This window comes from Gibbsiella dentisursi, assembly GCF_039539505.1.
In the GTDB taxonomy this organism is placed as follows: Bacteria; Pseudomonadota; Gammaproteobacteria; order Enterobacterales; family Enterobacteriaceae; genus Gibbsiella; species Gibbsiella quercinecans.
In genome coordinates, this window is sequence record NZ_BAABDG010000020.1 from 16,236 (window position 1) to 30,450 (window position 14,215).

The 14,215-nt window shown below is 59.3% G+C and carries 15 protein-coding genes and 1 riboswitch; of the genes, 6 read left to right on the forward strand and 9 right to left on the reverse strand.

Annotated features, from left to right (window positions below; all coding sequences use genetic code 11):
* Positions 1-2 precede the first annotated feature (2 nt).
* The 7 genes from thiH to rsd all read right to left on the reverse strand — a co-directional run bounded on the left by thiH (position 3) and on the right by rsd (position 6,262).
* Positions 3-1,133 (reverse strand): 2-iminoacetate synthase ThiH, encoded by a 1,131-nt coding sequence (thiH, locus tag ABFX35_RS24065; RefSeq protein WP_279026377.1) that lies wholly within the window; start codon positions 1,131-1,133, stop codon positions 3-5.
* The gene (locus ABFX35_RS24070; RefSeq protein ID WP_279026379.1) at positions 1,133-1,912 is read right to left on the reverse strand and encodes a thiazole synthase; all 780 of its coding nucleotides are present in this window, start codon (positions 1,910-1,912) and stop codon (positions 1,133-1,135) included. Before ABFX35_RS24070 ends, thiH begins: the two co-directional genes overlap by 1 nt.
* A 1-nt stretch (position 1,913) precedes the next feature.
* A complete protein-coding gene (thiS, locus tag ABFX35_RS24075) occupies positions 1,914-2,114 on the reverse strand; it encodes a sulfur carrier protein ThiS (RefSeq protein WP_346083233.1) in 201 nt (66 codons plus the stop codon).
* Positions 2,111-2,875: a HesA/MoeB/ThiF family protein gene (locus tag ABFX35_RS24080; protein ID WP_346083234.1), complete on the reverse strand. Its 765-nt coding sequence runs from the start codon at positions 2,873-2,875 to the stop codon at positions 2,111-2,113. Before ABFX35_RS24080 ends, thiS begins: the two co-directional genes overlap by 4 nt.
* Positions 2,876-2,879: 4 nt before the next feature.
* On the reverse strand, positions 2,880-3,518 hold the full coding sequence (gene thiE / locus ABFX35_RS24085) for a thiamine phosphate synthase (protein ID WP_346083235.1): 639 nt from the start codon (positions 3,516-3,518) through the stop codon (positions 2,880-2,882).
* Positions 3,511-5,448 (reverse strand): phosphomethylpyrimidine synthase ThiC, encoded by a 1,938-nt coding sequence (gene thiC / locus ABFX35_RS24090; RefSeq protein ID WP_279026387.1) that lies wholly within the window; start codon positions 5,446-5,448, stop codon positions 3,511-3,513. Before thiC ends, thiE begins: the two co-directional genes overlap by 8 nt.
* 114 nt (positions 5,449-5,562) lie before the next feature.
* A riboswitch (TPP riboswitch) is annotated at positions 5,563-5,676 on the reverse strand.
* Between the two features lie 64 nt (positions 5,677-5,740).
* Complete coding sequence (gene rsd / locus ABFX35_RS24095) at positions 5,741-6,262, reverse strand: sigma D regulator (RefSeq protein WP_346083236.1); 522 nt, start codon at positions 6,260-6,262, stop codon at positions 5,741-5,743.
* A gap of 89 nt (positions 6,263-6,351) precedes the next feature.
* Here rsd and nudC point away from each other — a divergent pair, with 89 nt between their 5' ends.
* From nudC to ABFX35_RS24125, 6 genes are all read left to right on the forward strand, one after another.
* Positions 6,352-7,119 carry an NAD(+) diphosphatase gene (gene nudC / locus ABFX35_RS24100; RefSeq protein ID WP_095846256.1) on the forward strand — a complete coding sequence of 256 codons (768 nt, stop codon included), beginning with the start codon at positions 6,352-6,354 and terminating at the stop codon, positions 7,117-7,119.
* Positions 7,120-7,162: 43 nt separating this feature from the next.
* A complete protein-coding gene (gene hemE, locus ABFX35_RS24105) occupies positions 7,163-8,227 on the forward strand; it encodes a uroporphyrinogen decarboxylase (RefSeq protein ID WP_346083237.1) in 1,065 nt (354 codons plus the stop codon).
* A complete protein-coding gene (gene nfi / locus ABFX35_RS24110; RefSeq protein WP_346083238.1) occupies positions 8,199-8,945 on the forward strand; it encodes a deoxyribonuclease V in 747 nt (248 codons plus the stop codon). The genes hemE and nfi overlap by 29 nt, the downstream gene beginning before the upstream one ends.
* 39 nt (positions 8,946-8,984) lie before the next feature.
* Positions 8,985-9,575, forward strand: coding sequence for a YjaG family protein (locus ABFX35_RS24115; protein ID WP_279026392.1), 591 nt, complete (start codon positions 8,985-8,987; stop codon positions 9,573-9,575).
* 188 nt (positions 9,576-9,763) lie between these two features.
* A complete protein-coding gene (hupA, locus tag ABFX35_RS24120; protein WP_095846252.1) occupies positions 9,764-10,036 on the forward strand; it encodes a nucleoid-associated protein HU-alpha in 273 nt (90 codons plus the stop codon).
* A 36-nt stretch (positions 10,037-10,072) separates the two neighbouring features.
* Positions 10,073-10,741 (forward strand): DUF1481 domain-containing protein, encoded by a 669-nt coding sequence (locus ABFX35_RS24125; RefSeq protein ID WP_095846251.1) that lies wholly within the window; start codon positions 10,073-10,075, stop codon positions 10,739-10,741.
* Between the two features lie 48 nt (positions 10,742-10,789).
* On the opposite strand, the gene purD is transcribed toward ABFX35_RS24125, so the two are convergent.
* A complete protein-coding gene (purD, locus tag ABFX35_RS24130) occupies positions 10,790-12,073 on the reverse strand; it encodes a phosphoribosylamine--glycine ligase (RefSeq protein ID WP_279026394.1) in 1,284 nt (427 codons plus the stop codon).
* A 48-nt stretch (positions 12,074-12,121) separates the two neighbouring features.
* Entirely contained in the window at positions 12,122-13,711 is a 1,590-nt protein-coding gene (purH, locus tag ABFX35_RS24135; protein ID WP_346083241.1) for a bifunctional phosphoribosylaminoimidazolecarboxamide formyltransferase/IMP cyclohydrolase, read from the reverse strand.
* Positions 13,712-14,215 lie beyond the last annotated feature (504 nt).

The following is a 14,215-nucleotide window of genomic DNA, read 5'->3' on the forward strand; positions in this document are numbered from 1 at the left end:
GGTTACAATGGCCGGCCCAAATAGCTGTCCCAGTCTTTCCATACGGGTTGCAGGCCCGCCTGGCTGATCGCCGCGGCCACCTGTTGCGGCGTGCGGCCGTCATGCGGCGCAAACTGCTCCAGCTCCGGCGCGACATGATCGGCATAGCCGCCCGGTTGGGTCTTGGAACCGGCGCTGACGCTATTGATCGCCATCGGGATCACATGGTCGCGGAAGTAGGGCGATTCACGGGTGGACAGCGACAACTCCACGTTGGGCGCCAACAGGCGAAAAGCGCAGATGAGCTGCACCAACTGCGGTTCGCTCATGATGCTGGCCGGCTCAATGCCGCCGGCGCAGGGGCGCAGGCGTGGGAACGAGATAGAGTACTGGCTCTGCCAGTAGGTCTGCTGCAGGTAGAGCAGGTGTTCGGCCAGCAGGTAGCAGTCGGTGCGCCAATGGCTGGAAAGGCCAATCAGCGCGCCCAGGCCGATCTTGCCGATCCCGGCGCGCCCAAGACGATCCGGCGTGGCCAGCCGCCAGTGGAAGTCCTGCTTGTGGCCGCGCAGATGGTGCTTCAGGTAGGTCGCTGGGTGGTAGGTTTCCTGATACACCAGCACGCCGTCCAGGCCCAGATTTTTCAACTCGGCGTAATCATCTTGCCCCAGCGGTTGTACTTCCATCATCAATGAACTGAAATGGCGGCGGATCGACGGGATATGCTGGCGGAAGTAATCCATCCCCACCTTGGTTTGGTGTTCGCCGGTGACCAGCAGCAGGTGCTCAAAGCCCAGCGCCTTGATCGCCACGCATTCCCGCTCAATCTCGTCGGCATTCAGCGTCTTGCGCTTAATGTGGTTGCTCATTGAGAAGCCGCAGTAGGTGCAATCATTCGCGCACAGATTGGACAGGTACAGCGGCACATAAAAGCTGACCACATTGCCGAAGCGCTGGCGGGTGAGCTGCTGCGCCCGTTGCGCCAGCGGCTCCAGATAGGCCGCGGCGGCGGGTGAAATCAGCGCCATGAAATCCTCGCGCGTCAGCCTGGGCGCCTGGAGCGCGTGTTCCACATCCTGGGCGGTTTTACTGTTGATCCGCAGCGTGATCTCATCCCAATTCAACTGCTGCCAGCGGTGACTGAAATCATCGGCCATTACAGTGCCCTCGTGGGTGGGTTAAGAAATGCGGTCAACGGGCTGGTCGCCGCCGCGTGGGCCTGGCTGCCGCCAAGGCCGGCGGTGCGCGCCCGTTCGCCGGCTTCCAGCGCCAGCCGGAAGGCCTGCGCCATGTTGACCGGATCGCGCGCCACGGCAATCGCGGTATTGACCAATACCGCATCGGCACCCAACTCCAATGCCGCCAGCGCGTGGCTGGGGGCGCCGATGCCGGCGTCCACCACTACCGGCACCTTGGCCTGCTCAATGATGATCTCCAGAAAGTCGCGGGTGCGCAGGCCACGGTTGGAGCCGATCGGCGCGCCGAGCGGCATCACCGCTGCGCAACCAGCTTCTTCTAACCGTTTGCACAGCACCGGATCGGCGCCGCAGTACGGCAGCACCACGAACCCTTCTTTAACCAGGGTTTCTGCGGCTTTCAGCGTTTCGACGGCGTCGGGCAGCAGGTATTTCACGTCCGGGTGGATCTCCAGCTTGATCCAGTGGGTGCCAATGGCTTCGCGCGCCAGTCGGGCGGCGAACACCGCTTCCGCTGCCGTTTTGGCGCCGGAGGTGTTGGGCAACAGCTTAATGCCCAACTGCTGCAACGGAGCCAGAATGGCGTCATTGCCGCCTTGCAGATCCACACGTTTCATCGCCATGGTCACCAACTGCGAGCCGGAAGCCTGTATTGCAGCCAGCATCAACGCCGGCGTCGCGAACTTGCCGGTGCCGGTGAACAGGCGTGAGGTAAAAGAAGTATCGGCGATTTGCAACATATCAGCCTCCGGCAATCGCTTGAAATAACAGAATATCATCGCCATCCGCCACCAGATGGTCGGCCCATTCGGCGCGCGGGATGATGGTTTGATTGATTGCCAATGCGGTGCCGGGCTGTTGGTATTCCAACTGTTCGAGCAGGGCATTGACGGTGAGCGGCTGCGTCAGTGCAATCGGCCGCTCGTTGAGCGTGATCTTCATACGGCGCCTCCGCAGACCGGGCAGTTGCCGGCCTTGCTCAACTGCAGCGTGCTCCAGCTCTGCTGCCTGCCGTCAAACAGCCGCAGTTTGCCGCTTTGCGGGCAAGGCATACCGACCAGCATTTTAATGGCTTCCAGCGCCTGCAACGTGCCGATCACACCCACCACCGGCCCCAGCACGCCGGCGGTGCGGCAGTTGCGCTGCGGCTCGGTTTGCTCCGGGTACAGGCAGGCATAGCAGCCGTGGGGATAGGGGGGCTCAAGCACCAGCAGTTGGCCGCTGAAGCCGACGGCGCTGCCGCTGATCAGCGGCTTGCCCGCCGCCACGCAGGCCGCGTTGACCGCGTGCCGGGTGGCCATATTGTCGCAACAGTCGAGAATCAGATCGGCGCGTGCTACGGCGCGCGCAAGCGCATCGCCCTGTAGCCGTTGTTCGATGGCTATCGATTCCACCAGGGGGTTCAGCGCCTGCAATTGCCGCTGCGCCAGCCGCGCTTTGGCCTGCGGGATATCGGCGCTGCGATACAGGATTTGCCGCTGCAGATTCGTCAGGTGCAGTTGGTCGTCATCGGCCAGCAGCAGGGTGCCGACGCCGGCGGCGGCCAGATAGAGCGCCGCCGGCGATCCCAACCCGCCAAGCCCGACGATCAGGACGCTGGCCCGTTTTAACCGTTCCTGCCCTGCCGGGCCGATATCTTCCAACAGCAATTGGCGGCTGTAGCGTAAAAATTCGCTATCGGAAAGTGTCGCTTCGTTATGCATAGCTTCACTCCTTGCCTTCAATCAGCCGCAGCAGTTCGGCGGTGGCGGCACGCCAATCCGCGGCCTGGGTAATGGCGCTGACCACGGCGATGCTGCCCACGCCGCAGGCTAATACGCCAGGCACGCGATCAATGCTGATGCCGCCGATCGCCACCGTTGGGTAGCCGGATAACCCCGCAACGTGCCGTTTCAGTTCGGCTAACCCCTGCGGGGCCGAGGGCATCTCTTTGGTTTGCGTCGGGAAAATATGCCCAAGCGCAATGTAAGAAGGGCGCACGGCAATGGCCCGTTTCAGCTCGGCGTCGTCATGGGTGGATACCCCCAGGCGTAGCCCTGCCCGATGGATGGCAGCCAGATCGGCGCTGTCCAAATCCTCTTGGCCAAGATGCACACCATAAGCCTGGTGTTTAATCGCCAACCGCCAGTAATCATTGATGAACACACGGGCGTTACTGCGCTTGCCAAGGGCGATAGCGGCGGCAATGTCGTCTTCTACCTGCGCTTCCTGCTGGTCTTTGATGCGCAGTTGCAAGGTGGTGACGCCCGCGCCCAGCAGGCGCTCAATCCATTCCACGCTGTCAACCACCGGATACAGGCCCAGCTTGTGCGGCGTTGCCGGGAACGCAGATGCGGATTCAGTCATGGTTTTCCTCCTGCAACGCAGTCGCGCTGTGGTACAGCTCGCTACCGCGGGCGCGGAACTCGCTGGACATCTTTTCCATACCGGAAAGAATTTCGATCGGTTTGGCGGCTTCCTGGGCGGCGGCGTAGTCGCGCACCTCCTGCGAAATTTTCATCGAGCAAAACTTCGGCCCGCACATTGAGCAGAAATGAGCGACCTTGCCGGACTCCTGCGGCAGGGTTTCGTCGTGGTAGGCGCGTGCGGTTTCCGGATCCAACGCCAGGTTGAACTGATCCTCCCAGCGGAATTCAAAGCGTGCCTTGGACATGGCGTTGTCGCGGATCTGCGCCCCTGGGTGCCCTTTAGCCAGATCGGCGGCGTGAGCGGCGATTTTGTAGGTGATCAGCCCCTGTTTCACGTCTTCTTTGTTCGGCAGCCCCAGGTGCTCTTTGGGCGTGACGTAGCACAACATCGCGCAGCCGAACCAGCCGATCATGGCCGCCCCGATGCCGGAGGTGAAGTGATCGTAACCCGGTGCGATATCGGTGGTCAGCGGCCCCAGGGTGTAGAACGGCGCCTCATGGCAGTGCTCCAGCTCTTCGGTCATATTGCGGCGGATCATCTGCATCGGCACGTGCCCCGGCCCTTCGATCATCACCTGCACGTCATATTCCCAGGCGATTTTGGTCAATTCCCCCAGCGTGTGCAGCTCGGCGAACTGGGCTTCGTCGTTGGCGTCCTGGATGGAGCCTGGGCGCAGGCCGTCGCCCAGCGACAACGCCACATCATAGGCGGCGCAGATTTCGCAGATCTCGCGGAAGTGTTCATACAGGAAACTTTCCTGGTGATGCGACAGGCACCATTTCGCCATGATCGAACCGCCGCGCGACACGATGCCGGTCAGGCGCTTGGCGGTCATCGGCACATAGCGCAGCAACACCCCGGCGTGGATGGTGAAGTAATCGACTCCTTGTTCCGCCTGCTCCAGCAGGGTGTCGCGGAACATTTCCCAGTTTAGGTTTTCCGCCACGCCGTTTACTTTCTCCAGCGCCTGGTAAATCGGCACGGTACCAATCGGCACTGGGCTGTTGCGTAAGATCCACTCGCGCGTTTCATGGATGTAGCGGCCGGTGGAGAGATCCATCACCGTATCGGCGCCCCAGCGGGTCGACCACACCAGCTTTTCCACTTCTTCCTCAATGGAGGAAGATACCGCCGAATTGCCGATATTGGCGTTGACCTTCACCAGAAAATTACGGCCAATGATCATCGGTTCAGATTCGGGGTGGTTGATATTGGCGGGGATGATGGCGCGGCCGGCGGCCACTTCCTGGCGCACGAACTCCGGCGTAATGGCCGGCGGCAGATTCGCCCCCCAGGATTGCCCCGGATGTTGCTGGCGCAATACCGCGCCGCGGATGCGTTCACGGCCCATGTTTTCCCGGATGGCGATAAACTCCATTTCCGGCGTGATGATGCCGCGGCGGGCATAGTGCAGCTGGGTGACGCATTTGCCCGGCCGGGCTTTGCGCGGCAGCGGCAGGTGTTCAAAGCGCAGGTGATCCAGCCCTTCATCCGCCAGGCGCTGTTGGGTAAAGCCGGAGCTGACGCCATTGAGGGTTTCGGTGTCGCCGCGTTCGGCGATCCAGGCGGCGCGCAGTTTCGCCAGGCCATGGCGCACATTCAGTTCGGCGTCGGGATCGCCGTACGGGCCGGCGGAATCATAAACCGGGATCGGTTCGTTCTGTTCGTATTGGGGCTGCTCTTTACTGCCGCCGATGAGCGTGGGGCTGAGCTGGATTTCCCGCATCGGCACCCGCAAATCGCTGCGCGAACCCTGCAGGTAAATACGGCGTGAATTGGGAAAGACAACGCCTTGCAGCGAATGAATAAACTGCTGCGCGTCGTCGCGCTGTTGTTTACGGGCACGGGGCTTGTTTATCGTAGACATAGCAAATTCCTACCAGTGTGATGAGTTGGGAAAATTGCTTGTCTGGAGCTCGGAGGGAGTAACGATGGTGGCCGGTAAGCAGGTTCCCCGGTGGTGTGGGGCGCCCTGGCACGGCAATAGATTACTCTTGTTCCCTTCGCGGGTGTTAACCCGATCAGGTTCCGCGGATCCCGAATTAACGGTCTCAGCCTGGCTGATAAACAGCGCTAGGCACTCCGACAAGATGCCCTCAGTATAGGAGGGTGATTAGAAACTACAAGTGCTACCCGTCATGTTTTGGCTTGGCCGGTGGTTAATGTTGCACCGGGCGCTCCAGCATGTCGGCGGGGTTCGCCGCCTGCCGATTCTGCTGCCAGGCTTGCACAGCTAATTGAATCAGCTGATCTTCCAGCTCAAAGCGCGCCTCAAGCATTTCGCCAATATCGGACAGCGACTGATGAAACGCCAGGCAAAGATCGTCATCCATCTCGGCTTTGCTATAACGATCGTGAAATGCCATTATTTGTTCAGTGTTGTGCTGCAGTTTTGGGTAGATGCGCGTTGCCTGCGTGCTTTCCTGGCTGGCCGCGCCTTCAACCTGCTGAATGATTTTATCGTAGATATGAAAGTGCCCCGCAGAAAGATAGTCCAACAGGTTATGGCACAAGTTCTCCAGCGCTTTTTCATTCAGCGGCGTATGCTTCCCTTTATTCGGTTTAACGCCGACCAGGGTGTAATAGGCGACCAGTAACTGTTTGCGGGCCTGCAACAATTGATCAACCAGGTCATTATTGCCACCCACATTTTGCGTCAGGCTTTCCAAACGGTTGAGCATATTGGGCTCCCTGCGTGAATAATAAATTTTTAATGTAAAACATTAGGATCGGTAGAGTGTCAGTAAAGCAGAGGTTGTGCAATAACGCTATGGAATTTGCATTAACAGGTAATGAACAGGGCTGGTGGATCGTCAGCCAGCAAAGCAAGCTTTGGTTGCCGAACGGCGAGCTGCCGTTTGGCTCCGCGCAACAGTTTTCGCTGCGCGGCCTTTTGGCACGCCAGATCGGCGAATGGGAAGGCGCGCCGGTGTGGCTGGTGCGCCACGGCATGAAGCAGGGGATGAGCTCGGTGCGGCAACTGCTTGAGCAGGAGCGCGGGCTGTTCCAAATGGCCGGCCGCGGGGTGCAACTGGCGGATTTTTACCATTCCCACCGCTTCTGTGGCTACTGCGGCCACGAAATGCATCATAGCCGCACCGAAAGCGCCTGCCTGTGCGCCAACTGCCATCAACGCTACTATCCACAGATTGCTCCCTGCGTGATCGTGGCTATCCGCCGCGGTGATGAGATTCTGCTGGCGCAGCATGTGCGGCACCGGGGCGGCATTCATACCGTGCTGGCGGGCTTTGTTGAAGTGGGCGAGACGTTGGAGCAGGCGGTGGCGCGCGAAGTGATGGAAGAAAGCCGCATTGAAATCAAAAACCTGCGCTATGTGGCTTCGCAGCCCTGGCCGTTCCCCAATTCGTTGATGATGGCGTTCATGGCCGATTATCATCAGGGCGAACTTCAGCACGATCCCTCAGAACTGCTGAGTGCCGGCTGGTATCGTTACGATCGTTTGCCGATGTTGCCGCCGCCGGGCACGGTGGCGCGCCGGCTGATTGAAGACACGCTGGCGCTGTGCCGGGCAGAATAATGTACACTATTTGCGATAAATTACAGGCCAATAGGAACCCTAGATGACCGAGTTGAAGAACGATCGCTACCTGCGCGCGCTGCTGCGGCAGCCGGTGGATGTGACGCCCGTATGGATGATGCGCCAGGCCGGCCGCTATTTGCCGGAGTACAAGGCCACGCGCGCCCAGGCGGGGGATTTCATGTCCCTGTGCAAAAACGCCGAGCTGGCCTGTGAAGTGACGCTACAGCCGCTGCGCCGGTATGCGCTGGATGCCGCGATCCTGTTCTCTGACATTTTGACCATTCCCGATGCGATGGGGCTGGGGCTGTATTTTGAAGCCGGCGAAGGCCCGCGTTTTACCCACCCGATCGCCAGCCGGGCCGATGTGGACAAGCTTCCGGTATTCGATCCGGAGGTCGAACTGGGCTATGTGATGAACGCGGTGCGCACCATCCGCCGGGAACTGCAAGGCGAAGTGCCGCTGATCGGTTTTTCCGGTAGCCCATGGACGCTGGCCACCTACATGGTGGAAGGCGGCAGCAGCAAGGCCTTCACCAAGCTCAAAAAAATGATGTATGCCGATCCGCAGGCCCTGCACCTGTTGCTGGACAAGGTGGCCGACAGCGTGATCCTGTATCTGAATGCGCAAATCAAGGCCGGCGCCCAGGCGGTGATGCTGTTTGATACCTGGGGCGGGGTGCTGACGGGCAGGGACTACCGTGAGTTCTCGCTGCACTATATGCACAAGATCGTCGATGGCTTGCTGCGTGAAAACGAAGGCCTCCGTGTGCCCGTCACCTTGTTCACCAAGGGCGGCGGGCAGTGGCTGGAAGCGATGGCCGCCACCGGCTGTGATGCGCTGGGGCTGGACTGGAGCACCGACATTGGCGAAGCGCGCCGGCGCGTAGGCGATAAAGTGGCGCTGCAGGGCAATATGGATCCTTCCATTCTGTATGCGCCGCCGCCGCGTATTGCACAGGAAGTGGAAACCATCCTGGCCGGTTTTGGCCACGGTGAGGGGCATGTGTTCAACCTGGGCCACGGCATCCATCAGGATGTGCCGCCGGAACACGCCGGCGCTTTTGTGGAGGCCGTTCATGCGTTTTCGGCGCAATACCACCGCTGAGGCGGGCGAGCAGAGTGTGGCCCTGTTCGACATCGCGCCATTGCGCGCTGAGCAACTGCAATGCGCGGCCAGCGTGATCCGCCATGATGATTTCCTGGCGGATCCGCCGGCGTTGATTGCCGGCGCAGACGTGGGGTTTGAGCAAGAAGGCGCGGTAACGCGCGCCGCTATCGCCATTCTGCGCTATCCTTCCCTGGAGTTGGTTGAGTATCAGCTCGCGCGCATTAGCACGACGATGCCCTATATTCCCGGTTTTCTGTCTTTCCGCGAATGCCCCGCGCTGTTGGCCGCCTGGGATAAACTGCAGCAGAAGCCGGATCTGGTGTTTGTCGACGGCCACGGGATTTCGCACCCGCGCCGCTTGGGCGTCGCCAGCCATTTTGGCCTGCTGATCAATGTGCCGACCATCGGCGTGGCGAAAAAGCGCCTGTGTGGGAAATTTGAGCCGCTGGGCGCCGCGGCGGGCGCGCAAACGCCGTTGATGGATAAAGGCGAGCAGATTGGCTGGGTATGGCGCAGCAAACTGCGTTGCAACCCGCTGTTTGTCGCCACCGGCCACCGGGTGAGCGCCGACAGTGCGCTGGCCTGGGTGCAGCGTTGCATGGCTGGTTACCGCTTACCGGAGCCGACGCGCTGGGCCGATGCCATCGCCTCGCGCCGCCCGGCGTTCCAGCGTTGGCTGGCGGCGCATCCAGAGGTGCCGCCATGCGCGAATTAGGTTACACTGCGCCGCATATCATACGTAAGAGAAGAAATAATGCTCCGTAACCCCATTCATTTACGTTTGGAAAAGCTTGAAAGCTGGCAACATTTGACCTTTATGGCCTGTCTGTGCGAGCGTATGTATCCCAATTATCAGGTGTTTTGCCTGCAAACCGGATTCGGCGATCCGGCGGTTTACCGCCGCATACTGGATCTGGCATGGGAAACGCTGGTGGTGAAAGACGCCAAGGTCAATTTTGACAGCCAGCTCGAGAAGTTGGAAGATGCGATCCCAGCGGCCGAAGCTTACGATATTTATGGTGTTTACCCCGCTATCGACGCGTGTATCGCGTTAGGTGAATTGATCCACTCGCGCCTGAGCGGCGAGACGCTGGTGCACGCCGTTGCCATCAGCGAAACGTCAATCCGTACGGTTGCGATGCTGGAAATGACCCAGGCGGGGAAAGAAATGACCGACGACGAGTTGAAAATCTTGCCGGCCATTGAGGAAGAATGGGATATTCAGTGGGAAATATTCCGATTGTTGGCCGCCTGTGAAGAACGCGATCTCGAGCTGATTAAAGGCCTGCGATCCGACCTTCGTGAGGCTGGCGTAAGCAATATTGGGATAAATTTAGCGCACTGAGGCAATAAAACGTGATTTAACGCCTGATTTGTCATGCCTTAAGGCTTCACATCCGCACCCTGTCTGGTCTACATTTGGGGGGCGTAAAAAAGTGGCTATCGGTGCGTGTATGCAGGAGAGTGCTGTCAATCGGCATATCCGTCGCACTCGATGCTTTGCAAACGATAAACACACTGTAAGGATAACTTATGAACAAGACTCAACTGATTGATGTAATCGCAGACAAGGCGGACCTTTCCAAAGCTCAAGCCAAACAAGCTCTGGAATCTACCCTGGCTGCCATTACTGAGTCTCTGAAAGAAGGTGATGCAGTACAATTGGTTGGTTTCGGTACTTTCAAAGTAAACCATCGTGCAGAGCGCACTGGCCGCAACCCACAGACTGGTAAAGAAATCAAAATCGCAGCGGCTAACGTACCAGCATTCGTTTCTGGTAAAGCGCTGAAAGACGCAGTTAAATAATTACCGCGTGCTGTGAAAAGCTTAGACAGGGGGGCGATGACGCCCCTTTTGTTTATCCGGCGCTGGCTGTTAGCGGCGGCGGTCGCCAGCAGTCTGGCTGGCTGCAGTTTCCATTCCGCGCCTCCGGCGTTTACCGCCAGCGGCTATGTTGCCGATCAGGGCGTCATGCGCCTGTGGCGCAAGGATGACGATCAGCAGCGCCCACTGGTGCTGATGAGTGTGTATAGCCCTTATCGTGGGGCCGGCACGGTCACCACCCTCTATGAATACCAAAACGGCACCTTACGCCAGATTAGACGCAGTGGGCCGGTACAAGGGCAAGATAACCTGCAGGTGCGCTTTGCCGAAGACGGCACGGTGAGCTTTATGCAGCGCCAACTGGCTGAGCGGCGTGAGCAGCTTTCCAGCGACGATATCGCGCTGTATCAATACCAGGCGCGGCGTATGCAGGAAGTGAGCGATGCACTGCGTGCCGGGAATGTGCGGCTATTACAGGGCCATTGGCACGGCGGCATGGTGCAGACCTGCAGCGGCCAACAGCTAAGGCCGGGGTTTGATGAGCAGGCGCTGGACTGGATTGCGCGGCGCGAACGCAGTGGCCAATCGCTGAGCCTGGCTTGGTTGGAGGCACCGGAAGGGCGCCAACTGTTGCTGGTGGCCAACGACGATTTTTGCCGCTGGGCGCCGACGAAAGACACGTTATAAAAAAGGCCCTGCAATGCAGAGCCTGAGCAGCAAGGGCTAAGCCCTGAATCACTTACCGCGCGCTATCGCCCGATAGCCGATGTCTTTGCGGCAGAAGCTGCCTTGCCACTGAATATCAGCCGCTAATTGATAGGCGTTTTTTTGCGCTTGCGCCACCGTTGCGCCTAATGCCGTTACGCACAACACGCGCCCGCCGTTGGTGAGCACTTTATCGCCTTCCAGGCGCGTGCCGGCATGAAACACTTTGCCGTCGCGGCTTTCCTGCTGCGGCAGGCCGTGGATTTCATCACCGATCTGATAGTCGCCCGGATAGCCGCCGGCGGCCAGCACCACGCCAAGGGATGGGCGTTCGTCCCACTCCGAGGTTTTATCGCCCAGTTTGCCCTGTGCGCCGGCCAGGCACAGCGCAACCAGATCGGAACGCATCCGCAGCATGATCGGTTGGGTTTCCGGATCGCCGAAGCGGCAGTTAAACTCGATCACTTTCGGCTGGCCGTCGGCGGAGATCATGAGCCCGGCATACAGGAAGCCGACGTAGGTATTGCCTTCCGCCGCCATGCCGCGCACCGTTGGCCAAATCACCTGGTCCATCACCCGCTGGTGGATTTCATCGGTTACCACCGGCGCCGGGGAGTAAGCACCCATGCCGCCGGTGTTTGGCCCGGTATCGCCATCGCCAACGCGTTTGTGATCCTGGCTGGTGGCCATCGGCACCACGTTTTCGCCATCGACCATAACGATAAAGCTGGCTTCTTCGCCGTCGAGGAACTCTTCCACCACGATACGGTGGCCAGCGTCACCGAAAGCGTTGCCGGCCAGCATATCCTGAATGGCGTCTTCCGCTTCCTGCAGCGTCATGGCAACAATCACGCCTTTACCTGCCGCCAGGCCATCGGCCTTGATGACGATAGGCGCGCCTTTGCTACGCACATAGGCCAGGGCCGGTTCAACCTCGGTAAAGTTTTGGTATTCGGCGGTGGGGATGTGGTGGCGCGCCAGGAAGTCTTTGGTGAAGGCTTTTGAGCCTTCGAGCTGGGCGGCCGCCTGCGTTGGGCCGAAAATGGTCAGGCCGGCGGCCTGGAAGGCATCGACCACGCCAATCACCAGCGGGGCTTCCGGGCCGACGATGGTCAGGCCGACATCGTTGTTGCGGGCGAACTCAAGCAGCGCCGGAATATCGGTTGCAGAGATAGCCACATTGGTCAGATTGGGTTCCAGCGCCGTACCGGCATTGCCCGGTGCGACATACACGTTATCTGCCAGCGGCGATTGAGCGGCTTTCCAGGCCAGCGCGTGTTCGCGCCCGCCGTTGCCAATAATAAGGATGTTCATCAGGTGCTCCATGATCAGCGTGCGCCGGGGCGCACGCGGCAAAAAGGATTAGTGGCGGAAGTGGCGCATATCGGTGAAGATCATCGCAATGCCGTGTTCGTCGGCGGCCGCGATCACTTCGTTATCGCGGATTGAGCCGCCGGGTTGGATCACGCAGGTGATGCCCACCGCGGCTGCCGCATCAATACCGTCGCGGAATGGGAAGAAGGCATCGGACGCCATGGCGGAACCTTTGACTTCCAAACCTTCGTCTGCGGCTTTAATGCCGGCGATCTTCGCGGAATAAACGCGGCTCATCTGGCCGGCGCCGATGCCGATGGTCATATTGTCGCGGGCATAGACGATCGCATTGGACTTAACGAACTTGGCCACTTTCCAGCAGAACAGCGCGTCGCGCAGCTCCTGCTCGGTGGGCTGGCGCTTGGTCACCACGCGCAGATCGCCCGCGGCGACCATACCTAAATCACGCTCTTGTACCAAGAGTCCGCCGTTGACGCGTTTGAAATCCAGGCCGGGCACGCGCTGTTGCCATTGGCCGCAGGCCAGGACGCGCACGTTCTGCTTGGCGGCCAGCAGCGAGCGGGCTTCCTCATTAATGGTTGGGGCGATGATCACTTCAACGAACTGGCGGCTGATGATGGCCTGCGCGGTGGCGGCATCCAGTTCACGGTTGAAGGCGATGATGCCGCCGAATGCCGACGTCGGGTCGGTTTTGTAGGCCCGTTCGTAGGCGCCCAGAATATCTTCGCCAATCGCGACGCCGCAGGGGTTGGCATGTTTGACAATCACACAGGCCGGCTCGGCGAACTCTTTCACGCATTCCAGCGCGGCGTCGGTGTCAGCGATGTTGTTATAAGACAGCGCTTTGCCCTGCAACTGCTGGGCGGTGGCGACGGAAGCTTCCTGCAGGCTGTCTTCTATATAGAAGGCGGCTTGTTGATGGCCGTTTTCACCGTAGCGCATATCCTGTTTCTTGATGTAGTTCAGGTTCAGAGTGCGCGGGAAGCGGCCGGCGGGCTGCTCGGTATCGCCATGATAGGCCGGCACCAGCGCGCCGAAGTAGTTGGCGATCATGCTGTCGTAGGCGGCGGTGTGCTCGAATGCTTTGATGGCCAGATCAAAACGGGTTGGCAACAGCAGCGAACCGTTGTTGTTGTCCATCTCGGTAATGATGGCGGCGTAGTCGCTGCTCTTGACCACAATGGCGACGTCTTTATGATTTTTGGCGGCGGAGCGCACCATGGTGGGGCCGCCGATATCGATGTTTTCAACCGCATCTGCCAGCGAGCAGTCCGGGCGGGCGACGGTTTGGGCGAACGGATACAGGTTTACCACCACGATATCGATCGGCTTGATGGCGTGCTGTGCCATGATCGCGTCGTCCTGGCCGCGGCGGCCAAGAATACCGCCGTGCACTTTGGGATGCAGGGTTTTTACACGTCCATCCATCATTTCCGGGAAGCCGGTGTAATCGGAAACTTCGGTAACCGGTAGGCCGGCATCTGCCAGCAGGTGCGCGGTACCCCCGGTCGAGAGCAGCTCCACACCACGTTGAGAGAGGGCTTCTGCGAATTCAACGATACCGGTTTTGTCAGAAACGCTGAGCAGAGCCCGGCGTATTGGACGAGGTTGTTGCATGGTTTTATCCCTTGGCTTTTGCATCACGATATAAAGAGAGTTACCTGAATCTTTACCGGTATTCCTTACTCTGAACAGCGTAAGGGGCGGAATTTTTCTCGTATTTAACGGTATTCGGCACTGATTCAGGTAACGCCCCTGGAATAAAGGGGAGTTAGTCGCTGCGGAGAATTGTAGCGAAAACGTTTGCGCGGCGCTCGTAAATTTTCAGCCCTGCGGGGCTCTGTGGATAAGTTTGTGCAAAACAAGGTATAAGGCGGGCTTTTGCTGTGGAATGCAGCAAACGCGCACTTTTGTTGAAAAAACCTGTTGCGGCCTGCGTGGGACGCCCTATAATGCGCCTCCATCGACACGGCGCAAGTGATTCACTTCACGAAGCGGCCGGGAAGAAAAGAGAAAATCCTGAAATTTGGGGTTGACTCTGAAAGAGGAAAGCGTAATATACGCCACCTCGAGTGAACGAGCCAAGTCTCGTAACTCATTGCTCTTTAACAATTTATCAGA